The sequence below is a fragment of the Ramlibacter sp. G4-7 genome (assembly GCF_057784995.1).
Window position 1 is genome coordinate 62,532 of sequence record NZ_JBYNTT010000013.1, and the last position, 24,259, is coordinate 86,790.

General features: G+C 67.7%; 26 protein-coding genes. 17 read left to right on the plus strand and 9 right to left on the minus strand.

Going from position 1 to position 24,259, the window contains the following annotated elements:
* The first annotated feature begins 53 nt into the window (after positions 1 to 53).
* Positions 54 to 491: a glutathione binding-like protein gene (locus AC3EGR_RS18110; protein ID WP_488547907.1), complete on the plus strand. Its 438-nt coding sequence runs from the start codon at positions 54 to 56 to the stop codon at positions 489 to 491.
* An 8-nt stretch (positions 492 to 499) separates the two neighbouring features.
* On the opposite strand, the gene AC3EGR_RS18115 is transcribed toward AC3EGR_RS18110, so the two are convergent.
* Genes AC3EGR_RS18115 through AC3EGR_RS18130 form a run of 4 tightly spaced genes read right to left on the minus strand, consistent with a single transcriptional unit; the run spans position 500 to position 5,857 of the window.
* Positions 500 to 2,479 carry an oxidoreductase gene (locus AC3EGR_RS18115; RefSeq protein ID WP_488547908.1) on the minus strand — a complete coding sequence of 660 codons (1,980 nt, stop codon included), beginning with the start codon at positions 2,477 to 2,479 and terminating at the stop codon, positions 500 to 502.
* 13 nt (positions 2,480 to 2,492) lie between these two features.
* Positions 2,493 to 3,224, minus strand: coding sequence for an SDR family NAD(P)-dependent oxidoreductase (locus AC3EGR_RS18120; RefSeq protein WP_488547909.1), 732 nt, complete (start codon positions 3,222 to 3,224; stop codon positions 2,493 to 2,495).
* A gap of 24 nt (positions 3,225 to 3,248) precedes the next feature.
* Entirely contained in the window at positions 3,249 to 4,079 is an 831-nt protein-coding gene (locus AC3EGR_RS18125; protein WP_488547910.1) for an SDR family NAD(P)-dependent oxidoreductase, read from the minus strand.
* A complete protein-coding gene (locus tag AC3EGR_RS18130) occupies positions 4,079 to 5,857 on the minus strand; it encodes an FAD-dependent oxidoreductase (RefSeq protein ID WP_488547911.1) in 1,779 nt (592 codons plus the stop codon). The genes AC3EGR_RS18125 and AC3EGR_RS18130 overlap by 1 nt, the downstream gene beginning before the upstream one ends.
* A 53-nt stretch (positions 5,858 to 5,910) precedes the next feature.
* Here AC3EGR_RS18130 and AC3EGR_RS18135 point away from each other — a divergent pair, with 53 nt between their 5' ends.
* From AC3EGR_RS18135 to AC3EGR_RS18185, 11 genes are read left to right on the plus strand one after another with little or no spacing between them, the layout of a single operon-like run.
* Positions 5,911 to 6,693: an ABC transporter ATP-binding protein gene (locus AC3EGR_RS18135; RefSeq protein WP_488547912.1), complete on the plus strand. Its 783-nt coding sequence runs from the start codon at positions 5,911 to 5,913 to the stop codon at positions 6,691 to 6,693.
* Positions 6,693 to 7,406 carry an ABC transporter ATP-binding protein gene (locus AC3EGR_RS18140; protein WP_488547913.1) on the plus strand — a complete coding sequence of 238 codons (714 nt, stop codon included), beginning with the start codon at positions 6,693 to 6,695 and terminating at the stop codon, positions 7,404 to 7,406. Before AC3EGR_RS18135 ends, AC3EGR_RS18140 begins: the two co-directional genes overlap by 1 nt.
* A gap of 12 nt (positions 7,407 to 7,418) precedes the next feature.
* Positions 7,419 to 8,288 (plus strand): branched-chain amino acid ABC transporter permease, encoded by an 870-nt coding sequence (locus tag AC3EGR_RS18145; protein WP_488547914.1) that lies wholly within the window; start codon positions 7,419 to 7,421, stop codon positions 8,286 to 8,288.
* Positions 8,285 to 9,322 carry a branched-chain amino acid ABC transporter permease gene (locus AC3EGR_RS18150; protein ID WP_488547915.1) on the plus strand — a complete coding sequence of 346 codons (1,038 nt, stop codon included), beginning with the start codon at positions 8,285 to 8,287 and terminating at the stop codon, positions 9,320 to 9,322. The genes AC3EGR_RS18145 and AC3EGR_RS18150 overlap by 4 nt, the downstream gene beginning before the upstream one ends.
* Before the next feature lie 31 nt (positions 9,323 to 9,353).
* The gene (locus AC3EGR_RS18155; RefSeq protein ID WP_488547916.1) at positions 9,354 to 9,677 is read left to right on the plus strand and encodes a 2Fe-2S iron-sulfur cluster-binding protein; all 324 of its coding nucleotides are present in this window, start codon (positions 9,354 to 9,356) and stop codon (positions 9,675 to 9,677) included.
* 28 nt (positions 9,678 to 9,705) lie between these two features.
* On the plus strand, positions 9,706 to 10,347 hold the full coding sequence (locus AC3EGR_RS18160; protein ID WP_488547917.1) for a VOC family protein: 642 nt from the start codon (positions 9,706 to 9,708) through the stop codon (positions 10,345 to 10,347).
* Positions 10,344 to 10,811 (plus strand): DUF3237 domain-containing protein, encoded by a 468-nt coding sequence (locus AC3EGR_RS18165; protein WP_488547918.1) that lies wholly within the window; start codon positions 10,344 to 10,346, stop codon positions 10,809 to 10,811. Before AC3EGR_RS18160 ends, AC3EGR_RS18165 begins: the two co-directional genes overlap by 4 nt.
* A complete protein-coding gene (locus AC3EGR_RS18170; RefSeq protein ID WP_488547919.1) occupies positions 10,808 to 11,599 on the plus strand; it encodes an SDR family NAD(P)-dependent oxidoreductase in 792 nt (263 codons plus the stop codon). The genes AC3EGR_RS18165 and AC3EGR_RS18170 overlap by 4 nt, the downstream gene beginning before the upstream one ends.
* Before the next feature lie 17 nt (positions 11,600 to 11,616).
* Positions 11,617 to 12,381: an SDR family oxidoreductase gene (locus tag AC3EGR_RS18175; protein ID WP_488547920.1), complete on the plus strand. Its 765-nt coding sequence runs from the start codon at positions 11,617 to 11,619 to the stop codon at positions 12,379 to 12,381.
* A 17-nt stretch (positions 12,382 to 12,398) separates the two neighbouring features.
* Positions 12,399 to 13,643, plus strand: a complete 1,245-nt coding sequence (locus tag AC3EGR_RS18180) for a cytochrome P450 (RefSeq protein ID WP_488547921.1) — start codon at positions 12,399 to 12,401, stop codon at positions 13,641 to 13,643.
* Between the two features lie 5 nt (positions 13,644 to 13,648).
* Entirely contained in the window at positions 13,649 to 14,422 is a 774-nt protein-coding gene (locus AC3EGR_RS18185; RefSeq protein WP_488547922.1) for an SDR family NAD(P)-dependent oxidoreductase, read from the plus strand.
* A gap of 38 nt (positions 14,423 to 14,460) precedes the next feature.
* Here the strand turns inward: AC3EGR_RS18185 and AC3EGR_RS18190 are convergent, their stop codons facing one another.
* The 4 genes from AC3EGR_RS18190 to AC3EGR_RS18205 are packed head-to-tail and all read right to left on the minus strand — an operon-like array spanning position 14,461 to position 18,585.
* Complete coding sequence (locus tag AC3EGR_RS18190) at positions 14,461 to 15,591, minus strand: ABC transporter substrate-binding protein (protein WP_488547923.1); 1,131 nt, start codon at positions 15,589 to 15,591, stop codon at positions 14,461 to 14,463.
* A 34-nt stretch (positions 15,592 to 15,625) separates the two neighbouring features.
* Positions 15,626 to 16,825, minus strand: coding sequence for a cytochrome P450 (locus tag AC3EGR_RS18195; protein ID WP_488547924.1), 1,200 nt, complete (start codon positions 16,823 to 16,825; stop codon positions 15,626 to 15,628).
* Positions 16,826 to 16,830: 5 nt separating this feature from the next.
* Complete coding sequence (locus AC3EGR_RS18200; protein WP_488547925.1) at positions 16,831 to 17,289, minus strand: nuclear transport factor 2 family protein; 459 nt, start codon at positions 17,287 to 17,289, stop codon at positions 16,831 to 16,833.
* Between the two features lie 24 nt (positions 17,290 to 17,313).
* Positions 17,314 to 18,585, minus strand: a complete 1,272-nt coding sequence (locus AC3EGR_RS18205) for a cytochrome P450 (RefSeq protein WP_488547926.1) — start codon at positions 18,583 to 18,585, stop codon at positions 17,314 to 17,316.
* 170 nt (positions 18,586 to 18,755) lie between these two features.
* On the opposite strand from AC3EGR_RS18205, the gene AC3EGR_RS18210 reads away from it, so the two are divergent.
* From AC3EGR_RS18210 to AC3EGR_RS18230, 5 genes are read left to right on the plus strand one after another with little or no spacing between them, the layout of a single operon-like run.
* Positions 18,756 to 19,649 carry a branched-chain amino acid ABC transporter permease gene (locus AC3EGR_RS18210; protein WP_488547927.1) on the plus strand — a complete coding sequence of 298 codons (894 nt, stop codon included), beginning with the start codon at positions 18,756 to 18,758 and terminating at the stop codon, positions 19,647 to 19,649.
* On the plus strand, positions 19,646 to 20,584 hold the full coding sequence (locus tag AC3EGR_RS18215) for a branched-chain amino acid ABC transporter permease (protein WP_488547928.1): 939 nt from the start codon (positions 19,646 to 19,648) through the stop codon (positions 20,582 to 20,584). The genes AC3EGR_RS18210 and AC3EGR_RS18215 overlap by 4 nt, the downstream gene beginning before the upstream one ends.
* The gene (locus tag AC3EGR_RS18220) at positions 20,581 to 21,336 is read left to right on the plus strand and encodes an ABC transporter ATP-binding protein (RefSeq protein ID WP_488547929.1); all 756 of its coding nucleotides are present in this window, start codon (positions 20,581 to 20,583) and stop codon (positions 21,334 to 21,336) included. The genes AC3EGR_RS18215 and AC3EGR_RS18220 overlap by 4 nt, the downstream gene beginning before the upstream one ends.
* A gap of 4 nt (positions 21,337 to 21,340) precedes the next feature.
* Positions 21,341 to 22,057 carry an ABC transporter ATP-binding protein gene (locus AC3EGR_RS18225; RefSeq protein ID WP_488547930.1) on the plus strand — a complete coding sequence of 239 codons (717 nt, stop codon included), beginning with the start codon at positions 21,341 to 21,343 and terminating at the stop codon, positions 22,055 to 22,057.
* 23 nt (positions 22,058 to 22,080) lie between these two features.
* Positions 22,081 to 23,220, plus strand: a complete 1,140-nt coding sequence (locus tag AC3EGR_RS18230) for an ABC transporter substrate-binding protein (protein WP_488547931.1) — start codon at positions 22,081 to 22,083, stop codon at positions 23,218 to 23,220.
* Positions 23,221 to 23,284: 64 nt separating this feature from the next.
* On the opposite strand, the gene AC3EGR_RS18235 is transcribed toward AC3EGR_RS18230, so the two are convergent.
* The gene (locus tag AC3EGR_RS18235) at positions 23,285 to 24,259 is read right to left on the minus strand and encodes a Bug family tripartite tricarboxylate transporter substrate binding protein (RefSeq protein WP_488547932.1); all 975 of its coding nucleotides are present in this window, start codon (positions 24,257 to 24,259) and stop codon (positions 23,285 to 23,287) included.

A 24,259-nucleotide genomic window follows, 5' to 3' on the forward strand; every position in this document is an offset into this window, starting at 1 on the left:
GTACCTGGCGGAAAAGGGTGGCCGCCTGTTGCCGCAGGACTGGGCGCCGGCAGGTGGCGCTTCAATGGCTGTTCTGGCAGGTGGCGGGGCTTGGCCCGATGCTCGGACAGGCCAACCACTTCATCCGCTACGCGCCCGAGGGCCAGTCGTACGGCATCGAACGCTACAGCCGGGAGGCGCGGCGCTTGGTCGAAGTCCTCGAGCGACGCCTGCGGGCAAGCGAGTTCCTCGCAGACAAATACAGCATCGCCGACATTGCGTGCTACCCGTGGGCAGCCAGCCTGTCGTTCGTCGGGATTGTTGCGGACGACTTTCCGTCGCTCACCCGGTGGATGCAGGCCATCGGCGAACGTCCGGCGGTCTTACGGGCTGTCGACGCCATCCACGGCGAAGAGCGCGCCAAGTACACCCAGGCGCGCGCCCAGCTCACTGCGCAGGAGTGGTCGACCCTGTTCGGCGATCGCCTGCTCGCCTTCGCGCAGGAGGACTGAGCAGGAGCTCAGCCCAACGCGTGCGCCTCGCGGAATCCCTCCAGCACTGCGTCGTCTACCTCCCGCGGCGCGATGCAATCGCCGATGCGGCGCACCAGCAGGCCACGCGCCTTGAGCTGGCGGTACAGAGAATCGTCGCTGGTGCGCAGCATGCACAGCACGACGGTGTCGGCGGCAATGCTTTCCGTCGGCCCACCCAGGGTGCTGCGCAGAGTGGCCAGGCCGGCTTCGATGCGCTCCACCGTGGTGGAAGGCTTCATGGCGATGCCCACGGCCGCGGCACGAGGCATCAGCCACGGCCAGTCCCCCGTGGCTTCCAGCTTGCGTCCCAGCATGGCGTCTGCGCTGACGACCGTCACCTTCCGGCCATCTTGCGCCAGCAGGCGCGCCAGTCCGAGCGGCAGGTAGTCGCCGTTGTCGTCCACGACCAGGACGTTGCGGCCACACGAGGACAGCTGCTCCAGCGCGTTCAGCGGATCGATCACGTGAGGCAGTCCGGCACCGGGGATCGCATCCCGGTCGGTACGAAACATCGAGAACCCAGTGGTCTGCCAGCGGGCGCCCGTGGCCACGATCACCTCGTCGGCCCCGAACGCCGCAACTTCGTCGGCCGTTGCTTCCTTTCCCAGGGCGACGGTGACGCCGCGGCGCTTTACTGAAGCGGCCAGGTCGTCGACCAGGAAATTCCAGGAAGCGTAGTCCGGCAACTGGCCGGCCTTGCGGATCTGGCCCCCTAGTTGGGTGCTGCGCTCCCACAACGTCACCTGGTGCCCGCGCGAAGCCGCCGTGTCGGCGAACTTCAGGCCACCGGGTCCGCCGCCGATCACCAGGACCTTCTTTGCCGAAGGCGCCGCCTTCGCCAAGGCCACGCCGAATTGCAGCTCCCGGCCGGCCGAGGGATTGACGGTGCAGCTCACGTTCTGGCCCAGGCGCCGCCAGCAACCCTGGTTGGCGCCGACACAGCGCCGCGTTTCGGAGGCACGGCCTTCCCGCGCCTTGTTCACGAGTTCGGGATCGGCGATGTGGGCCCGCACGAGGCCGACCAGGTCGGACTGGCCGCGCTGCACGATCTCCGCCGCCTTTTCGAGGTTGCGTACGGACCCCTGGATCAAGAGGGGGATGCGGCCCGCCAGTGCCTCGCGCACGCGCGCCGCGTTGTTCGCCAGCGGCGCCGTCTCGCCGCTGGACTGCGGCGGCACCAGCTTGTGGTTCTGGTGGTAGTCGGTGTGAGAGAGGCAGACGTAGTCGAACAGCTTGTGCTGCTCGAGGATGCGCAGCACCCGGATCGTTTCGTCCGGGGTGGTGCCGCCGTCACCAAGGTACTCGTCCAGGCTCAGCTTCATCCCCACGACGAAGTCGCTGCCGCAACGCTTGCGCACGGCCTTGCCAATCTGCACGGCCAGGCGCGCCCGCCGCTCGGTATCACCGCCCCAGGCATCGTCGCGCCTGTTCCAGTACGGCGAGAGGAAGTTGCTCACCAGGTAACCATGCGAGCCGTGGATCTCCACGCCGTCGCCGCCACCGGCCTTTACGTTGGCCGCGGTCGCTGCAAATCCGGCGATCACTTCGGCAATGTCCGCCTCTTCCATCGGCTTGGGCATGGCCCGGTGCACGGGCGACGGGATCTGAGACGGCGCCAGCGTGGAGCCCCAATGCGCGATGTCGTCCGTTCGCCGGGTGCCACTGGCTCCCATGTGCGTGATCTGCACGAACACGGGGACGCCCAGTTGCTTGGCCGGGGTGACGAACTTGTGGACGGCATCCGACCAGGCGGGCTCCCAGGGGGAAACGCCCGGCCTGGCACTGTTCGCGGTCACGTGGAAACCGTGCGTCACGACGAGGCCGACGCCGCCGCGCGCCCGCTCGGCCAGGTAAGCGCCATATTCAGGCGGCGGCAGGCTTACCTGGTGCGCGGGCAGGTAGACGCGGTTGCGCGCCTGTACGTGGCCGATGCGAACCGGGTCCCAGAGCGCGTCGAGGTGGTTCATGGGGCAGGCCGCTTCAGGAGAAGCACATGCCGCCGTTGACGTCCAGCACCGCACCGGTGGTGAAGCTGGAGCCGCGCGATGCGAGGAAGGCCGCCGGCCAGCCGATCTCCTCGGGCTGGCCCAGGCGTTTCATCGGGTACTGGTCCACGGTGAACGGCTGGTTCGCCGACACCAGCAGCGGCGTTAGGATGGGGCCGGGGGCAATGCCGTTCACCACCACGCCCGAGGCCGCGGCCTGGCGCGCGAAGTAGCGCACCAGGGCCGAGAGGCCGCCCTTCGACGCTGCGTATGCGGGCTCCACGGCCAGCGTGGAACCGGCATTGCGGGCGGCCATCGAACTAGTCAGGACGATGCGGCCGGTGCCGCGCTTCATCATGGCCGGCAGCACTGCACGCACGAGGTTCACCGGGCCCTTGACGTTGATGGCCATGGTGCGCTCGAACAGCTGCTCCCATTCATCGCCGCCGTCCAGCCAGTCGCCTTTCACGTAGTAGCCGCTGGTGTCGATCAGGGCATCGAGCTGGCCGATGTCTTTCACCAGGGCATTGACGTCGTCGCGCTTGGTGTTGTCCAGCGCCGCAGCCTTGGCCTTGAGCTCGCCGGCGAGTTCGGCCGGGGCCTTCAGGTCGGCGATGAACAGCTCGGCGCCGAGCGCCGCGCAGACCCGTGCCGTGGCGCTGCCGATGGCGCCGCCCGCACCGGTGACGAGGATGCGCTCGCCGCGCAGGTCGAAGAGGTTTTTCATGGTGTGCAAGGAGTGGGTGAGGGTTCAGGGAGATTCGCCGTAGGCACCGGCTTCGAGCAAGGCGCGCGAGCCCAAGTCGGCGCCGTTCCAGCGCGTGAAGAAGCCCGCGGAAGAGCCGCCGTCCACGGTCAGCACCGAGCCGTTGACGTAGCTTGCGGCGTCGGATAGCAGGAAGAGGGTGGGCCCGGCCTGTTCGTCCGCCCGTGCCAGCCGGCCGAGGGGATTGCGGTCGACCATCGCGTACTCGAGGTGGTCCGGCGGGATATTGGCCTTCAGTAGCGGCGTGTCCACCACGCCCGGGGCGATGCTGTTCACACGCACGCCGCGGCGGCCCCATTCGATGGCGAGCGCCCGCGTGAGGCCGATCACGCCATGTTTCGACGCGCTGTAGTGCGCCCGGCCGGCATGGCCGCCGAGGCCGTCGACCGAGGAGATGGTGACGATGGCGCCGCGCTGGCGCTGCAGCATGCGCTTTCCGACCGCCTGCACGGAACGGAACATGCCGGTGAGGTTGACGTCGATGCAGCGGCTCCAGATCTCGTCGGCCATGACGTCGGCGGCCGAGGGCGGGGAAATGCCGGCGCACGCCACCATGCCTTCGATGGGGCCGAGCCTGGCTTCGACCGTGGCCACCACCGCCTCGCAAGCCGCGGCGTCGCGCACATCAAGGGTTTCGCCGGCAGCCTGGACTCCGAGATCGCGCAGCTCCGCCGCGACCTGCTGCGCTCGTTCGCCAACCGCGTCGACCACGGCGACCCGGGCGCCTCCGTGCGCCGCCTCGAGCGCGATGGCGCGGCCGATGCCGGAGCCGCCGCCGGTGATGAAAATCAACCGCCCGTGCAAGCCGTAGTCCATTACGCGGCCTCCAACTGGCGTTGGTCGACCTTCGCGCTGCTGCGGGCCATGTGGCGCGCCGCGATGTAGCCGAAGGTCATGGCCGGGCCGATGGACGACCCGCCACCGGGGTAGCCGCCGCGCATCATCGAGTTCATGTCAAGCCCCGCGGCGTACAGCCCGGGAATGGGCTGACCGCTGGCGTCGACCACCTGCGCGCGGCCGTTGGTATCCAGGCCGCCCACGGTGCTCAGATCGCCCGGATGAAGCGCCAGTGCGTAGTAAGGGCCGTCACCGACAGGCGCCACGGATGGGTTCGGCTGGTGCGTTGCATCGCCGCGGGCGCGCGAATGCGGGTCGCCACCCTTCGCGAATTCGGTGTCGTCGCCTAGCTGCGCGCCTTTGTTGAAACGAAGCACGGTGGCTTCGAGCTGGGACGGATCCACGCCGATGCGGCGGGCCAGTTCGCCGAGCGTCGGTGCCTCGACCAGGTAACCGGCCTTGATGAAGGGTTCCACCCGGAATGGAAAGGGCTTGGCCAGACCCATGCCATAGGTGCGCAGGAACTGCCGGCCGGCGATGAGGTGCACCTTGGTGAAGCCGCGGCGGTGCATGGCACCCACGAAGTTCTGGTAGGACGCGCCTTCGTTGACGAAGCGGCGACCGTCGGGCCCGACTGCGATGCAGCCGGGCATGGCGCGGTCGATGAAGATGTGGGGATACTTCGTGATGCTGCCGTCCGGGTTGTGCAGCACGGACACAGGTGTCCAGATGCAGTCGCCCGCGTGTCTGGGGTCGTGCACGGCACCGACGTTCAGCCCGAGGCGGATGCCATCTCCCACGTTCCCTTTGGGTTGCAGCGAATGGTGGTGCTCGGCGAACGGGATGTACTTCGCGCGCCATTTTTCGTTCGCGCCGAAGCCGCCGGTGGCGAGCAGCACGCCCTGGCGGGCCCGCACTTCGATGCGCTGGCCCTCGCGGTCCACGACCACGCCGCGCACGGTACCCTGCTCGGTCACCAGTTCGATGGCGGGCGTGTTCTTCCATAGCGTCACCCCGGCCTGGATTGCCGAATGGAACAGGCGAGCCGCCAGAGCGTTGCCGTTGACGATGCGGGTGCCGCGGCCGTGTCGGAGCCGGTCCAGCACGAAGCGCTTCATGACCTTGGTGGTGTGCTTGAAGCCGGCCCAGGTATTGAAGACGTTCCGCATGGGATGGATGTCGGCGCCTTCCACCTGCATCGTGCCGAACAGCATGAGTTGCGGCAGCGGCATGCGAAGTTCCGCCAGGCGTTCACCCAGCAGCCGGCCGTCGAATTCCTGGGTGAGCAGCGTGCGGCAGACCGCGGCACCTGGCTGCACCTCGTAGTCCGGTGCCAGGAAGGGCTTGAACCGCACTTCCGAGTGGCGCTCCAGGAACTGCAGCATGGCGGGCGCGTTGTCGAGATAGCTCGTCACCAGGTCGTTGTCATACCGCGCGCCCAACACCGCATGCAGGTAGGTTTCGGCGGCCGCGCGGCTGTCGTCCAGCCCTGCCTGCTTCATCACGTGGTTGCAGGGAATCCAGGGCGCCCCCCCGGAATAGGCCGTGGTACCGCCGAACAGGTCCGTCTTCTCCACGACCAGGACTTCGAGTCCCAGTTTGCGTGCGGTGATGGCGGCGGTCAGGCCGGCAGCGCCGCTGCCGACGACCACGACATCGGTGTCGATCATGGTGAATGCCTTTCGCTGGTGACTGCGGGCGAATGTAGGGACCGGGTGCGGGCGCGTCTGTCCCCGTCCGCAGGGACAAGGGCGCATGTACCACCGGCAGGGGACAGACGCCCCAGCGGGGCGCCCGAATACTGCACGCCATGCCTGAATCTCCTGAAGTCCTCCTGCGCGTGCGCGATGTGTCCGTACGCTTCGGCGGCATCGTCGCCCTCGACGGCATCTCCTTCGACGTGCGCCGCGGCCAGGTCTGCGGCGTGATCGGCCCGAACGGGGCCGGCAAGACCACCCTGTTCAACTGCCTGAGCCGGCTGTACACGCCGCATGCTGGGGCCATCACCTTCGATGGGGCCGACCTGCTGGCCCGCCCGCAGCATGCGATCGCCGAGTCGGGCATCGGCCGCACCTTCCAGAACGTCGCGTTGTTCCCCAACATGACGGTGCGTGAGAACGTCATGGTGGGGCGGCACTGCCGCACCGGCACGGGTTACCTTGCCAACGCCTTCCGCCTGCCCGCCGTGCGCCGGGAGGAGGCGGAGGTGCGGGAACGCACCGAGCGGCTGCTCGCGCTGCTGAATCTGGACGGCGTCAGTGAAGTGGCCGTGAAGCAGCTATCCTTCGGCACCCGCAAGCGAGTGGAGATGGCGCGTGCCCTGGTCGCCGACCCCAAGCTGCTGCTGCTCGACGAGCCGGCGGCCGGCCTCAACCACGAGGAAGTGGATGGCCTGCGCGAGTTGATCCTGGACGTGCGGGAGCGCTTCCACGTCACGGTGCTGCTGGTGGAGCACCACCTGAACCTGGTGATGCGGGTGTCCGACCAGGTGGTGGCGATGAACTTCGGCCGCAAGATCGCGGACGGCCCGCCGGCACAGGTGCAGGTCGACCCGGAAGTAGTGCGCGCGTACCTCGGGACGGAGACCGCCTGATGGCCGCCCTGCTGGAAGCCAGGAAGGTGGAGGCGTTCTACGGCGCCACCCGGGTGCTCAAGGGAATCGACTTCGAAGTCGCCGCCGGCGGCATCACCACGATCCTGGGCGCCAACGGCGCTGGCAAGACCACGACCCTGCGCGCGCTCAGCGGCATGGTGCGGACGAAGGGCGAGATCCACTTCGCTGGCAAGCGCATCGACAACCTGGCAACGGAGAAGATCGCCGCCCTCGGCATCGCGCACGTGCCCGATGGGCGCGGCACGTTGGTGAATATGAGCGTGGAGGAGAACCTGCGCGTCGGCGCCTACCTGCGCCGCAATGGCAGGGAAGTGGAAGCCGACCTGGACCGCATGTTCCGCTACTTCCCGCGGTTGCGCGAGCGTCGCGCGCAACAGGCCGGCACGCTCTCGGGCGGCGAGCAGCAGATGCTGGCGATCAGCCGCGCGCTGATGCAGCGCCCCAAGCTGCTGCTGCTCGACGAGCCTTCCTTCGGCCTGGCGCCTCTGATCATCCGCGAGATCTTCGAAATCATGCGCGTGATCAACCAGCAGGAAGGCGTGAGCATCCTGCTGGTGGAACAGAACGTCGCGCGGGCGCTGGACCTGGCCGATCACGCGTGGCTGCTGGAGACCGGCAGCACGGTCATGTCCGGCACTGCCCGGGAACTGCGCGACAACGAGCAGATCCGCCGCTCCTATCTCGGCTTCTGAGGAACCCCACCCATGTTCAACCTGCTGCAACAGATCGCCTCCGGCATCGCCATGGGCGGCATCTATGCCTGTCTCGGGCTGGCGCTGGTGATGATCTACCAGTCCACCCACCACATCAATTTCGCCCAGGGCGAGATGGCGATGTTCTCCACCTTCATCGCTTTCCTGCTGCTCAAGGCGGGGCTGCCCTATTGGCTGGCCGCGCTCGCCACGCTGGCCTTCGGCCTGGTGGCAGGCATGCTGATCGAACGGCTGGTCCTCAGGCCGCTGGGCGACGTGCCTGAACTGTCGGTGATCGTCGTCTTCATCGGCCTGTTCATCGGCATCAACTCGCTGGCCGGCTGGATCTTCGGCCACCAGCTGGAACCCTTTCCCAGCCCGTTCCCCGCCAAGGTGTTCGGGACGACGCTTGTCTCCGGTCACGAGCTGGGGACGATCGGCGTGGTCCTCGTGGTCATGGGGATTCTCTATGCCTTCCTTCGCTTCACCAAGGTGGGCCTCGCGATGCGCGCTTCGGCGGAAAACCCCGTGTCCTCGCGACTGGCGGGAATTCCGGTGTCCCTGATGCTCGGGCTCGGATGGGGCCTGTCGTCGATGATCGGAGCGGTTGCCGGCCTGATGGTCGCACCGGTCGTGTTCCTCGAACCGAACATGATGGGCGGCGTCCTGATCTACGCCTTCGCCGCCGCGCTGCTCGGTGGCATCGACAACCCCTGGGGCGCGGTGGCCGGGGGCCTGATCGTGGGAGTGCTGGAGAACCTCGCCGGCACCTACATCGTCGGCACCGAGCTGAAGCTGACCCTCGCTCTGCTGGTGATCGTGGGTGTGCTCTTGGTACGGCCGTCCGGAATCTTCGGCCGTAAGCTGGTGGTGCGCGTATGAACGAGTCCACCTTGTACATCGCGTCCGAAGACGCCACGCTCGCGCGCGTGCAGACCGCTGGCCAAGCCCGGATGCCCTGGCGCGCCATCGCCTTCGCCGTGCTGGCAGCTGCAGCGGTGGCCGTGCCTTTCGTCCTGAGCGACTACCGCATCTTCCTGGTCACCAGCACCCTCATCACCGCGATCGCTGTGCTCGGCCTGAACATGCTGGTGGGCTACAACGGGCAGCTTTCGCTCGGTCATGGCGCGCTTTACGCCTTGGGCGCCTATGTCACCGCGATCCTGATGGAACATGCGCACTTCACCTGGTGGGCGACCTTGCCGATCTCCGCGGTGGTGTGTTTCGTGTTCGGCTTCCTGTTCGGCTGGCCGGCGCTGCGCCTGAAGGGGCACTACCTGGCGCTGGCGACATTCGCGCTCGCGCTGGCGACACCGCAACTGCTGAAGCACAAGGCGCTGGAAGGCTGGACGGGCGGCGTGCAAGGCATCGCCCTGCTGAAGCCGGAGGCGCCCTTCGGCTGGAAGCTGAGCGCAGACCAGTGGCTGTACGTGGTGGTGCTGTCGATCACGGCCGTCCTGTTCGCTGCCGCATGGAACATCCTGCGCGGCCGGCTGGGCCGGGCGACGGTCGCGATCCGCGAGCAACCGATTGCGGCCTCCGCGATGGGCGTCAACGTCGCTTACGTGAAGGCAATGACCTTCGGAATCAGCGCGCTCTACACCGGGGTGGCCGGCTCGCTGGGCGCCATCGCCACCGCCTTCGTCGCCCCGGACAGCTTCGGCATGTTCGTCTCGGTCTTCTTCCTGGTGGGGGCCGTGGTCGGCGGGCTGGGCACCATCTCCGGTGCGCTGGTGGGTGCGGCCTTCATCCAGTTCATCCCCAATGTCGCCGACCAGATCTCGAAGTCGGCGCCGTCCGCGATCTTCGCCGGCTTCCTGATCCTGTGCATGTTCCTCATGCCGCAGGGGTTCGTCGGCCTGGTGCGCTCTGCGCTGCAGCGACTGCGCCACCAACGTCCCCGCGGAGGGGACTGACGGCAACACCCTGCTGGAGGACATTGAAGCCATGCCCCGCGTCATCTACATCCACCCCAACGGCGATCGCAGCGAGGTCGACGTCGCCAACGGCCAGAACCTCATGATGGCCGCCACCGGGCACGACATCGAAGGCATCGTCGGCGACTGCGGCGGCGTGATGAGCTGCGCCACCTGCCACGTGATGGTGCAGGAGCCGTTCGCCGCGCTGCTGCCGCCGGTGGAGGACACCGAAAGCCAGATGCTCGACTACACGGCGGCGCCGCGCGAGGCCGGCAGCCGCCTGGCGTGCCAGATCGTCATGACCGATGCGCTGGACGGCATCGCCGTGCGCATCGCCGATCCCCAACTCTGAAAACCAGACCCCACCGGAGAACCGCTCAATGCAAGCCACCGCACCCCAGGGCACCGCCGTCAAGCCGAAGGCCGCCCTCACGCCCAACCCCGGCCTGACCCCGATGATGCTGAACCACGCGGCATGGGTGACGCCCGACGCCGCGGCGACGACGGACTTCTACACCCGCATCATGGGCATGGAACTGGCCAGCACCGTGCTGGACGACAGCGTGCCGTCCACCGGCGACGACATCCCGTACTTCCACATCTTCTTCCGCATGGGCGATGGTTCCACGCTGGCCTTCTTCGAAGCGCCCGGCGTGCCGCCGCCGGCCAAGGCCAGCCACCCGGCCTACGACATCTTCAACCACATCGCGCTGCAGGCCAGGGACCGCGCCGAAGTGCTGCGCTGGTACGACTGGCTGAAGTCGCAGGGGGTGGACGTGATCGGCCCGACCGACCACAAGGGCCTGATCCTGTCGATCTATTTCCACGACCCGGCCGGCATCCGCCTGGAGATCACCACGCCGCTGGACAAGGAATGGAACCGCCACACCGACAAGGGCTACGCCGACCTCAAGCTGTGGGAAGACTGCAAGGCGAAGGCCAGGGCCGAGGGCAAGGACGTGCCCCAGGCGCTGGTCGCCATGATCAAGGACCTGCGCAAGCGCTACGAGCAGAAGGCATGACGCCCATCGAACTGCGGCCGCTGTTCACCATCAAGGCCGACGTCGACACGCCGCCGCAGTTGGTGGGGGCCGTGCCGCACGGCTACACACGCCGGGTCATGTGCGTCAGCGGGGGACGCTTCGAGGGTGAACGCCTCCGCGGGCGCGTGCTGCCAGGAGGTGCCGACGTCGTCGTCGAGCGGCCGGACGGTGGCCTGCACCTCGACGTGCGCCTGGTGCTGGAAACGGATACCGGCGAGCTGGTCTACATGACGTACACCGGCCGCCGCAACGGGCCGACACCGGAGATCATGCGCAAGATCGTCAACCGGGAGCCGATCCCGCGCGGTGCGGACTACTTTCGTGTCGCGGTGCAGTTCGAGACCGCCTCGAAAAAACTCGCCTGGCTGAACGACAAGATCGCCGTCGGCACTGGCACGCGCGAGCCGAACGGGCCCGTGTACGACATCTGGGAAGTGGCATGAACCGATTCACCGGCCGTGCGGTCATCGTCACCGCGGCGGCGTCAGGCATAGGCCGCGCCATTGCCCTGCGACTGCACGCCGAGGGCGCCCAAGTGCTCGCGGTGGACGTCAACGCGCAAGCCTTGGGTGCGCTACCGCGCGACGAGCGGCTCCGCACGCTGGTCGCCGACGTCACTGCCGCGGATGCGCCGCAGGTGATCGCCGACGAATGCCTGAAGCAGTTCGACGGCATCCACGTGCTCGTGAACAACGCCGGCTTGGGCAATTGCCCGCCCTTCCATGAGACGAGCGATGCCGACTACCAGAAGTGGGCCGACATCAACCAGAAAGCGACCTTCATGATCACGCGCGCCGCCTTCCCGGCGCTGGTCAAGGCCAAGGGCGTCGTGCTCAACATCGCTTCCACGCTCGGCGTGGTCGGCTATCGCCGCCAGGCCGTGTACTCCATGGCCAAGGCCGGCGTGATCGGGCTGACGCGCAACCTAGCCGCCGACTACGCGGACCAAGGCATCCGCGTCAACGCCATCGCGCCCGGGATCATCGCGACACCGCAGACCGAGGGGCGCCTGAACACCGCGCGTTTCTACGCCACCATCGTCGGCACCACGCCGATGGGACGCCCGGGCAAGCCGGAGGAGATCGCGGGCGCCGCGGCCTTCCTGTGCAGCGACGATGCGGGCTACGTGACGGGCCAAGTGCTGGCAGTGGATGGCGGCCAGTCCACCAGCGCCTACATTAGCGACGCGCTGGTGCAGTGCTGGGTTGACGCCCACCCGGATCCCAACTGACTCCAGGAGACAAGACCATGCGCATTGCGTTGATCACCGGCGGCGCCGGCGGGCTCGGTCTCGCCAGTGCGCGCCGCCTCGCGGAGGACGGCCTCACCATTGCCGTCGCCGACCTGCACGGCGAGGCCGCGCAGCGCGCTGCCGCCACGCTGCCCGGAAAGGGCCATGTCGGCGTCGCCTGCAACGTGGGCGACGAGGCCAGCGTGCGCGTGGCTTTTGATGCCGTGGAGCAGAAGCTCGGCCGACCCGGCGTGCTGGTGTGCTTTGCCGGCATCCTCAGCACCCAGCCCGCACCCGGGCGCTTGCCCACCGTGGACATCACGCTGGACGAGTGGGAAGGCGTGATGCGCGTGAATGCCCGCGGCACCTTCCTCTGCGTTCGCGAGATGCTGCGCCGCAGTGCGGGCCGCTCCGTGCCGGACGGCCGCATCGTGACAGTCGCTTCGCTGGCCGGCCAGATGGGCGGCATGCAAAGCGGCTCGGCCTACAGCGCCTCCAAGGGCGCCGTGCTTGCCCTGTCGAAGGTGGCCGCTCGCGAGGCGGCCGCGCTCGGCATCACCGTCAACACGGTGGCGCCCGGCCCGATCGACACGCCCATGCTGCACCAGACGGTGCCGGCCGGCAATGAAGGGCAGAAATACATGGGCACGGCCGGCGTGCCACTGGGCCGCATCGGCATGCCCGAGGAAATCGCCGCTGCCGTCTCGTACCTTGTCTCCCCGGGCGCGGGCTTCGTGACCGGCGCGACCATCGACGTCAACGGCGGCATGTTGATGCGCTGAATCCAGGAGAACCTGCAATGAACGCGATCACCGGCTGCCCTTTCCAGCCCGCCAACAAGGATTTCAAGCCTTACTTCAGCCCGGAGCTGCATGCCGCCTTCGAGGTGCAACGGCGCCAGGAACCGGTCTTCTTCAGCGAGGAGATCGGCTACTGGGTGCTGACCAAGCACAGCGACGTCCTGGCGGTGCTGCACGACGGCGAGCGCTTCACCTCAGCCAACACCACCCGTCCGGTGACGCCGATGTCGCCGGAGGGCGAGGCCATCCTGCGCGAAGGCGGCTTCATGAACCAGACGGGCAGCCACTCGACGCTGTTCGGCGCGGTGCACAAGCGCATCCGCGGCATCACGAGCCAGACCCTGAACCTGCGGGAGTTCATCAAGCTCGACGCCCACATCCGCCAGCTGGTCGCTGACGCCATCGATCGGGTCGACGGCAAGAACGAGATCGACCTGCTGCACGAGGTGACGTACGAGTTGCCGGCCCAGGTGGTGTTCAAGCTGCTTGGCATTCCCGACGAGGACATCCCGAACGTCAAGAAGTGGGCCGGCGCGCGCAGCGTGATCGACTTCAGCCCGGCGACGCCAGAGCAACAGATCGAGGGCGCGCGGAACATGGCGGCCTTCTGGCAGTATTGCGCCGCGCTGGTGGCCGACCGGCAGAAGAGTCCGCGCGACGACTTCACCAGCAAGATGCTGGCCATCCGCAACGGTGACGACAAGGTGATCAGCATCCCGGAGATCACCACGCATACCTTTGGCGTCGCCTTTGCCGGCCACGAGACCACCACCAACCAGCTGACCAACACCTTCCGCTCGCTGCTGGAAAATCGCGACCAGTGGGAGGCGCTGTGTGCCGACACCTCGCTGGCCGCGAACACGGTGGAGGAGGGCATGCGCTACGCCGGCGCGGTGATCGGCTGGCGCCGTATCGCCCTGGAAGACGTGGAGATTCGCGGCGTCACGATTCCCAAGGGGGCGCCCATCATGCTGTCGTTTGCTTCCGCCAACCGCGACGAAGAAGTGTTCCCCGACCCGCACCGTTTCGACATCCGCCGCGCCAATGCGCGCAAGCAGCTGACCTTCGGCAACGGCGTGCACTTCTGCCTGGGCGCACCCTTGGCCCGGCTGGAAATGAAGATCGTGTTCGAGGAGTTTGCCAAGCGCTTTCCGAAGATGCGGCTGGTACAGCCGGACACGGCCAAGCACATGCACACGTTCGTGTTCCGGGCTGCGGACGCGCTGCGCGTGACCCTGCAATGAGTCGGATGTTCGAAGACAAGGTGGCAGTGGTCACGGGCGGTGCCAGCGGTGTCGGCCTCGCCCTCGCCAGGCAACTGCTTGGCGCTGGCGCCCGCGTCGTGGTCATCGACCGCGATGCACTCTCGCTGGACCGCGCCATGGAAGGGCTCGACCCGGCGCGGGTCATCGCCGTGCAGGCCGATGTCGCCGTCGAGGCGGACGTGCAGCGCTATGCGAGCGTGGCGCTGCAGAAGTTCGGCCGCATCGACCTGTTCCACAACAATGCGGCCATCGTCGGGCCGCAGTCGCCGCTGCTGGAGTTCCGCATGGAGGACTTCGACCGCATCCTGGCGGTCAATCTTCGCGGCGTGCTGCTAGGGATGCAACATGTGGGCCGCGCGATGCGCCAGCAAGGCGCGGGCGCGATGGTCAACACGTCTTCCGTGTCCGGCCAGCGCAGCAGCCGGGCCGAGGCGGGCCTCGGTGTCTACGGCGCGTCAAAGGCCGCCGTCATCCGCCTGACGCAGCAGGCGGCGCTGGAGTTCGCGCCGCACGGCATCCGCATCAACGTGATCTGCCCTGGGCCGATCGACACGCCGCTCCTGCGCAGCACCTTCCGCATCGACGGGCGCAGCGAGGAGCAGGTGGAGGCGGCGCTGAAGCAGCACTTCGCCAACCAGCCCCTGGGCCGCGCCGCGACCGCGGACGAAGTGGCCAACGTGGTGTTCTGGCTGCTGTCGCCGCAGGCGAGCTTCATCACCGGCGGCGTCTACAACGTCGATGGCGGCATGACCGCCTGATGCGCGTTGGCACGGGCTGCCGCCCGCGCCGTCTTTCCTCACTGGATGCTGACGAAATTGCCGTCCTTTACCTGCAGCAGAACGCCGCCGTAGGAAGGGTTGCGTTTTTCGTCCATGCTCCAGGTGCCGTTGCCCAGCACCATCGGCACCTTGTTCAATTTCGCCAGCGAATCGCGGATCTTGGTCCGGTCGGGATTCGGGCCCGCATTGCGCACCGCCTGCACCGCTACGGTGCCGAGCGCGTACCCCATCGCCGCCCAGTTGTCCGGCGTTGCCTTGTACTTCGCGCGATAGGCATTCACGAAGGCGATGTTGGCCGGCGAGGTGCTGTTCGGTGAGTAGTCGGAGACGACGTACGTGCCCTCCACCGCCTTGCCACCTGCCTTGATGAAGCCGAGCGAGCCGAAGGTGCTCGGCCCGATGATCTTGACCTTCGGGTCCAGGCCGGCCTGGCGGATCTGGATGATCAGGTTGGCCGCGACTTCCGCCGGCGCGGCGATGAAGATTGCGTCGGTGTTCATAGCGGCAACCTTCGTGGCCAGCGCGAGGAAGTTGCTGTCGCTGGAGACGAACTTCTCGTCCGCCACGATGGTCGTGCCGGCGCCCTTCATGTAGGTCACCAGGGCATCCTTCTGCCCCACGTAGCCGTCGTTGCTCTGGTCGATGATCGTCACCAGGCGCTTGATCCCCAGCTTCTCGACCGACAGCTTGCCCAGGTAGTTCATGATGTCCACGGGGGTCGCCTGGATCTTGAAGGCCCAGGGTCCGGTCGCCGGGATGCCAGGCGAGCTGCCGATGGCCAGGATGGGCACCTGAAGCTCGTTGGCCACCGGCGCCGCCGCGAGCGCGGACGCGCTGATGGTCGGGCCGAGAATCATCACGACGTTGTCGCGCTTGACGAACTGGTTCACCAGGCTGATTGCCTGGCCTTTCTCGCCGGCCTCGTCGCCTTCGATGATCTTGAATTTTGCGCCGCCCGGCAGGCCCCCGGCGTTCGCTTCCTCGAGCGCCAGCCGCATGCCGTTCTGGATCGGCACGCCGCCGAAAGCGTAATTTCCCGTCAGGGCGTTGAACACGCCGATCGGCAGTTCCCTGGCCTGGCCAAAGGCGAAGCCGCTGGCGGCGAGGAGGACGGCGCCGGCAAGGGCGGTGCGGCGATGCAGTGTCATGGAGGTCTCCGGTTTCGTGGTGGATGCAGGCGGCCTAGGAGGCCAGGTTCAGGGGCAGGGTGTCCAGGGTGCGCAGGGTATTCACGGGCCGCCAGTGCGCTGGGCCTGCGGGCTCGATGCGCTGGACACGGCGGATCACGGCGCCCAGGATGCTCTCGGCTTCCAGGCGCGCGATCATCTGACCGATGCAAACGTGCACGCCGACACCGAAGGCCCGGTGCACGCCGGTGGTCTGGCGGGTCACGTCAAAGCGGTCAGGATCCGTCCACTGGCGCGGATCGCGGTTAGCCGCGCCCATGTGGTAGCCCACCTTGGTGTCGGCGCGCAGCCGCACGCCGCCCAGTTCCACATCGGCGGTCGTGGTGCGAAACATCACCTGCGCCGGCGATTCCAGGCGCAGCGCCTCTTCGAACGCGCCCTTGAGCAAGGCCGGGTTGGCCTTCACCAAGGCGAACTGGTCCGGGTTTTCGGCCAGCAGTTTCAGCGTCGAGCCGATGGCTGCCATCGTGGTGTCCACGCCCGCGCGAAAGAAGGTGCGCACCTGGAACTGCGCAGTACCCTTCTCGAAGTCGCCGGCGTCCTCCGCCTGGTAGATCTTCTCGCCGAAGCCGCCGGGCAGCATGTGCTCGCGCTGCAGCACCTGCGAGTACCACTCCATGATCGGTCCGGCCCGCTCCAGCGCCGCCGCCGTGCGCGCGTTGTTCGGGCCGATCTGGTTGAAGTTCAGCTCGCCCGTAAGCTTGATACGCTCCGGCGGCACATCCACGCCGAGCACGGAAGGGAACACGTCCAGTACGAAAGCCTCGGCGATGTCGGCCACGCCGTCCACGCGCCCCTTCGCGACGGCTTCGTCGGCAACTTCCTCCGCACGCGCGGCGAACTTATCCTTCCACGTCTTCACCACCAGCGGCGAGAGCACCTTCTGCAACGCCGCCCGTACCTTGGTATGGTCCGGCGGGTCAATCTCGGTGATCGGGCTGCGCGGTCGCCATGCGCCCGGCTTGCGGATGTCGCTCAGGCCCACTCCGCCCGTCGTGGTGAAGCGGGCGGAGTCGCTGGCGACGATGCCGGCCTCGGCATGCCGGACCACGGCGTAGTAGTCGTGGGGCGCGATGTAGACCGCCGGTGCCATGTCGCGCATGCGCGCGAACAAGGGGTACGGGTCGGCGATGTTCGCGTCGGAGAACGGGTCCTCGTCGAGGACCGGGGCGGCGGGGACCATGACGGTGCTCATGCCGGTCACTCCGCGCTCGGCAGCACGCGGACCTTCACGTCGCTGATGCGCCAGCCCACCGGAGTGCGGCGAAAGCGCACGTCGTACTTGCCGAACATCGCGATCTTGCCCGGGCCGTCGCGCCAGTCGGTGATCAGCGCGCGGGCGTGGCCCATGGCGTCGTCGGCGCCGGCGCCGGGCACCACGTAGAAGTCCGTCATCTGGTGGTGCATGCGCTGGTGGAACTTCTTCTTCATCACCTCTTCCATCAGCGCGAGCAGCTTGCCGTGCCCCTGGATGGTCTCCGGTGGGAGGCCGGAGCCCCCGTGTGCTGCGGGCGGCGAATTGAGCCGCGTCCAGGTTGCGTCCTCGGTGAACAGCTGGACGAAGTTGGGGTCGCCGGCGTCGGCCAGGTGGCCGTAGCGGGCAAACACCGAGCGGATCTCGAGTTCGTCGTCGACGGGCAGGTGCGGAAAGCGGTGCATGCGAAAACTTTCAGGACGAGGCGATCACCACGTCACCATCAGGCGGCGCAGGGCGCGGAAGGAGGTATTGGGGGTGTAGGGATAGTCCTGGCGGGGCACCAGTGCCAGCACGGGCAGGCGGGCGGCCACGCGCTCCAGCATCACTTCCAGCTCCATGCGGGCCAGCGGCGCGCCGAGGCAGAAGTGCGTGCCGGCACCGAAGGCGACGTGCTGCAGTGCATTGCGCCGTCCCGGCACGAAGGCGTCGGGTTCGGGGAATTGCTGGGGATCGTGGTTAGCCGCCGCAAATTCCAGCAGCAGCCGGCCGCCGGCCGGAATCGTGACGCCATCGAGCACGACTTCTTCCAGCGCCTGCCGGCGCCAAGCCTGCACCGGTGGGTCCACGCGAAGCGACTCCTCCACCACCGGGCCGAGGAGCTGCTCGCCGGCACAGATGGCGCGCCACAGCGGGCGGTCCTGCAGCACGGCCTTGAACAGGTTGGCGGCCGCGCTCGAGGTGGTCTCGTGCCCCGCGAAGAGCAGGTTGAAGGCAATCGCGCCGATCTCGTGCAGCGTCGCCTGCGCGTCGTCGCCATTGCGCTGGCGCACCAGGTCGCTCAGGTAGTCGTCCTGCAAGTCCCGCGCCTTGCTTTGCACGAGCTCGTGCGCGTAGCGGTAGTAGGCGACGGCACCCTTGGAGAGCGCCACCTGTTCCTCCTCGGTGGGCCGGCCCCATGTCAGCACCACGCGGCTCGCGGCCCACTCCTTCACGCGGGCCACGTCCTCGCCCGGCACGCCGAGCAGCTGGAACAGCACCAGCGCCGGCACGTCCCAGGTGAGGCCGGCGACCAGGTCGGTGGGACGCGGGCCCGCAACGAGCCGGTCGAGGTAGGCGTCGACGGTGCGCTGCGCGAAAGGCTTGAGCGCCTGCAGCCGCTCGCGCGTCAGCGGGGTGCCGAAGAAGGCGCGGTAGTGCGTGTGCGTGGGCGGGTCGTTGTTGACCAGAAGCGGCGGCACGTTGAATCCGGCGTCCGCGATGATGCCGCGGGCGTGCGGGCACAAGGGCTGCAAGGGATCCGAGGCGATCTTCGCGGAGAAGCGGCGCGTGTCCCGCAGCACCGCCTTCACGGTCTCGAAGCGTGTCACCACCCAGGACCCGATGGCGGGCGAAAAGAACACCGGCTCGGCGGCGCGCAGTTCGGCCAGCGCCGGATAGGGATCCAGCACATAGCCGGGCTCGAACGGGTCGAAGCTGCCGCTGGCGGGCGTCACCGGCCCGTGCGCGTGCGAGGAAGCTTCGGTGGACAGCGGCCGCAAGGCAACTCCTGCCCGGCATGGTGCCGGAGGTGCTGCAGACTAGTCCGGTCACGCGCGCAGGTCTGTCCCCCTTCGGCGGGACCCCTGCGGTACGGCAGCAATCGCTGGTGAAAACCCCATCCCCCCCGAAGGGGACATACCCGCGGGAGCCCTTTTCCTATCCTGCCGGCATGCTGATGCAACAGATCCTCAACGGCATCGTGGTGGGCAGCGTCTATGCGCTCTTCGCCCTTGGTTTCACGCTGCTCTTCGGCGTGAACCATGTGATGAACATGGCCCACGGGTCCGTCTTCATGTGGGGGGCCTTCGCGGGCTTGTATGCCGTGACCGTCCTCGATGCGCCGATCTACGTCGCGCTGCTGGTCGGCATCGTCGCGGGAGGCCTCATTTCCGTGCTCCTGGACTTGTTCGCCTTCCGGCCCTTGCGGCGGCGGGGGGCGCCGGAGTTCTCGGCCATCGTCTCGTCGATCGGCGCGGACCTGGTCCTGCTGGCCATCGCGCAGAAGGTTTCCAACACCGCCGTGATGCGCTTCCCCTTCGACGCCTTCCCCGTGGTGGTGTACAACGTGTTCGGCCTGCGCATTCAGCTGCTGCAGCTGGTGATCATCGGCCTGGTGATCGCCATGGTGTTCGGCCTGGTCTGGTCGCTTTACCGCACCGGCTTCGGCCAGCGCATCCGCGCCGTGGCCCATTCGGAGCAGACCTCCCGCCTGCTGGGAATCAATCCCGGGCCGGTGAACATGCAGGTCTTCTTCATCTCCGGCGCGCTGGCCGGAATGGCCGGCGTGCTGATCGGCCTGGTGTTCAATTCCGTCCACTTCGCCATGGGCGAGCCGCTGCTGCTGCGCGCGTTCGTGATCATCATCCTGGGTGGCCTGGGCAGCATCCCGGGTGCGCTGGTCGCCGGCCTGGCGATCGGCCTCATCCAGACACTCGCGGTGGCGTACATCTCCTCCGGCGTCGCCGAAGCGATCGTCTTCCTGGCGCTGTTCGTCGCCATCATCGTTCGTCCGACCGGGCTGTTCGGCCAGTCCACCGCGGCAATGCGGGTGCAGCGCGCATGATCAACTTCTTCTACACCTACCAGTCCCTGTTCGACCACATCCTGGTGTATTCGCTGCTCGCGATGAGCCAGTACGTGGTGCTGCGCGCCGGCGTGTTCTCGCTTGGAAGCGCGGGCTTCTGCGCCCTGGGCTCTTACGGCACCGCATTGCTGATCACCAAGGCGGGCTGGCCGCCCGCCCTGGCGCTGGTCGCGGGCACCCTGATCGGCACCGGGGCGAGCGCCTTGCTGGCGCTGCCGCTGTCGCGCCTGCGCGGCGTGTTCCAGGCCGTGGCGACGCTGGCCTTCGTGCAGATCGTGCTGTCGGCCACGCAGAACTGGGTCAGCCTGACCAATGGCGCGCTCGGCATCAACGGGATCCCGCACGCGGTGGGCACGCTCTCGCTGCTGGCCATCGTCGCGGTGGTCACCTGGCTGATGGTGCTCATGGGGCGCTTCAGCCTGGGCCGCGCGCTTGACGTGATCCGCGAGGACGAGACCGTCGCGGTGTCGCTGGGCATCTCGGTGCCGCATTACCAGCGCGTCGCCTTCGTGCTTTCCGGGGCGCTGGCCGGCCTGGCCGGTGGCCTGCACGCATTGAGCAGCTACGCGGTCACTCCGGGGGATTATGGGTTCAACCTGCTGGTGATGGCCCTGGCGATGGTGGTCCTGGGCGGCCGCACCACAGTGTGGGGCGCGCTTGTCGGCGCCGTGGTGCTGACTTCGCTGCCGGAGGTCTTCCGCGTCTTCGCCGACTACCGCAATGTCGTCCAGGGCATCCTGCTCATGGTCGTGATCGTCTACCTGCCGCGGGGGGTCGCCGACACCCTGATTGCCCGCTGGCGCGACGGCCGGCTGCGGCGCGCGGGGCGGTCGCGCCCGGCGCCTTCCAATCCTTCTTCTCCGGAGGCGCCGGCCGCCTCGATCGCGGTCACCCCCGCAGGAGTGCAGTCATGACCGCGCTGGTGCTCGAAAACGTGGCCCGCCACTTCGGCGGCGTGCCGGCGGTGGACGGGGTCAGTCTGCAGGTGCCGGCCGGCCAGATCACCGGCTTGATCGGCCCCAACGGCGCGGGCAAGACCACGGTGGTCAACCTGATCACCGGCATGCTGCACCTGACCTCGGGACGCGTCTTGCTCGATGGAGCGGACGTGTCGCGCACCGAAGCGCCTGAGCTGGCCCGCGCCGGCGTGGCCCGCACCTTCCAGAACATCCGGCTGGTGCCGGACGCCAGCGTGCTGGACAACGTGCTGGCCGGATTCCACCGGCACGAGCGCACCGGGTTCTGGGCCAATTTCCTCGGGCTGCCTTCGGCCCGCGCCGAAACCGCGCGGCTGAAGGTGCAGGCGATGGAACTGATCGAACGCTTCGACATGGCGCAATTCGCGGAGCACCGCGCCGGCGGCCTGTCTTACGGCCACCAGCGCCGCATCGAGATGATGCGCGCCCTGGCCACCAACCCCCGCGTCCTGTTGCTTGACGAACCCGTGGCGGGCATGAACGACGCCGAAGCGGAGAGCCTGGCCGGCATCTTCCGCGCCGTCGCGGCCAGCGGTGTCGCCGTGCTGCTGATCGAACACAACATGCGCTTCGTGATGTCCCTGTGCTCGCGGCTGTACGTCCTGGCCTCCGGCCGCCTCATTGCGCAGGGCGAGCCCGACGTGGTGGGCCGCGATCCGGTCGTGGTCGAAGCCTACCTGGGAGCCTGAAGCCGTGCTTGATATCCGAAACGTCGACGTCCACTACCGTGGCATCCAGGCGCTGCGCGGCGTGAGCCTGACGGTGCGCAAGGGCGAGATCTTCACCGTCATCGGCCCGAACGGCGCCGGCAAGTCCAGCCTCATGAACGCGCTGTCCGGAATCGTTCCGGCGACCGGCGAGATCCTGTTCGAAGGGCAGTCGCTGGCGCGCATGCCGGCCCACAAGCGCTCGCGCGCCGGCATCATCCAGGTGCCGGAAGGCCGGCGCGTGATCGCCCCGCTGACCGTGGCCGAAAACCTCGAGCTGGGGCGCCAGGCCGCGGGCACGCGCGGCAGCGATGCCGCTGATCTCGATCGCGTGCATGCGCTTTTCCCCGTGCTCAAGGACCGCCGCAACCAGGCATCTGGTTCCTTGTCGGGGGGCCAGCAGCAGATGCTGGCGATCGGCCGCGCACTGATGGGCCGCCCCAAGGTGCTGCTGCTCGACGAGCCCAGTCTCGGACTCGCACCCGTGGTGATCAAGGACGTGTTCCGCGCGCTCAAGCGGTTGAATCAGGAGGGCCTGACGATCCTGCTGGTCGAACAGAACGCGCGCCTGGCGCTGCAGACCGCGCACCGCGCCGCGGTGCTGGAGCAGGGCCGCGTAGTCCACGCCGGCTTGGCCAGCGAGCTGGCTGAAGACCCCGTCATCGCCGACCACTACTTCGGCCGCGCCGGGCTGATTGCCTGACCCCTTAATCCAGGAGACATTCGATGAACCTTTCGCGCAGGCAGTGGCTGTTGGCTACCGCCGCATCTTTCGCCATGGGCTGGGCCGGCACGGCCTTTGCGCAGGGCAACGAGATCACGGTCGGCGTGTTCAACGCCACCACCGGGGTGTATGCCTTCGGCGGCGTGCCCATCCAGAACGCGATGCGCCTTGCGATCGAGGAGGCCAACAAGCAGGGGCTTCCCGGTGGCGCGAAGATCCGCGTCGTCGAGGGCGACACTGCCGGTGACAAGGCGCAGACGATCAGCCTGATCAACCAGTTCGCGCGGCGGGACAAGGCGGTCCTCCTGCTCGGTCCCACGACCAGCGTGGAGGCAGTGTCCGGCGCGCCCGTTTCCAACGCGCTGCAGATCCCGATGGTCAGCACCTCCTCCTCCGCGGAAATCCTGGATGCCGGCCCCTGGTCCTTCAAGGTCGGCGCTCAAGCCACCCAGACCACCGGCCGGCTGGGCCGGTACGCGGTGGACAAGCTCGCCGTGAAGAAGGCGATCGTCGTCTTCGACCAGGGCAACGAGGGCTACATCGCGCAGAAGAATGCCATGCGCGACGCCATGAAGGCCGCCGGTGCGCAGATCGTCGGCGAGGAGGGCATCCAGGCGTCCGATTCCAACTTCTTGCCGCTGGCCACCAAGATCGCGGCGATGGGCGGCGACGCGGTCTTCATCGCGGCGCCCGCGGAACTGTCTGCCAACTTCTTCATGCAATTGCTGCAGGCCGGCGTCGATCCGAAGACCCGCTTCATGGGCCCCGCCTCGCTGGCGTCACAAGGCTTCATCAAGGCCGGCGGCAAGGCCGTCGAAAACGCCTACGTGGTCGCCGACTATGCGGTGACCAGCCCGAATCCGGTGAACACGGCCTTCATCAACGCATACAAGGCGCGTTATGGCGTGGTCCCAGACAACAGGGCTGCGATGGGCTACAGCACCGCGCTGATCGGCATCCAGGCGATTCGCAACGCGGGACCGAATCCGGACCGCGAGAAGATCCGCGCGCAGCTGGCGAAATCCAGCAAGGTTCCGGTGGTGATCGGTGGCGGCCAGTGGACGCTGGACACGGTGCGCCAGCCCAGCTACGGGGCCGCCATCCTGCAGGTGAAGAACGGGTCCTTCGTGACGGCCCAGTGAGCAGTCGGCGACTCCGATGCAACGCGCGGTGATGAACCAAAAAAGCGGCCGGCGGCCGCTTTTTTCATTCCGCCTTGATCCCGCGTTCCTTGATGACGGCGCGCCACTTCGCCGTCTCGCTCACCATGTAGGCGGTGAACTGTTCGGGTGTGCTGCCGACCGGGTCGATCCCGGCTTCGTTCAGCTGCCGCCGGATCTCGGCCGGCGCGATTGACTTCAGGTAGGCAGCGTTGAGTGCCCTCACCACGGAATCAGGGGTGCCGGCGCGGACGGTGAAGCCCTGCCAACCTTCGACATCGAATCCTCGCACCCCCTGTTCTGAGAGGGTCGCGACGTTCGGGTACGCAGCGATGCGCTTGGACCCTGCCGCGGCGATGGGCCGCAGCTTGCCGGACTCGATGTGGGGCCGTGCCGATGCGCGGTCAAGGAACATCATGCCTATCTGGCCTCCCAGCAAGTCCTGCACCGCGGGGCCGCCGCCCTTATAGGTGATGGCCACCAGCTTCATGCCGGTCTGGCGCGCGAGCAGCTCGGTCGCAAGGTGGTGGGTGGTGCCCACACTCGGCGAGGCGTAACTCAGGCCGGCCGGTGTCTTCTGCGCGATCGCCACGAGTTCCTGGAGGTTGTTCACCGGCAGCACCTGCGGGTTCACCACCAGCAGGAAGTCGAACTTGGCCGTCATCGTCACGGGGGCCAGGTCCTTTAGCGGGTCGTACGAGAGTTTCTCGAACATGCTCGGATTGACGGCGTACGTCGTCATGTCGCCGAGCAGGAAGGTGTGGCCGTCCGGCGGCAGTTGCCTGGCCACGGCCGTGGCGCCGATGATGCCGCTGGCTCCTGGCCGGTTCTCGACGATCACCGTCTGGCCGAGCGCCTCCCCCATGCCCGGCGCCACCACGCGCGCGAAGAAGTCGGTGCCACCGCCGGCCGGGTAGGGGACCACCAGGCGGATCGGCTGGCTGGGCCAGGATGCTTGCGGGAAAGCCGCCGGCGCGAGCGCCGCACCGGCAAGCAGGGAAAGAAGGCTGCGTCTTTGCAT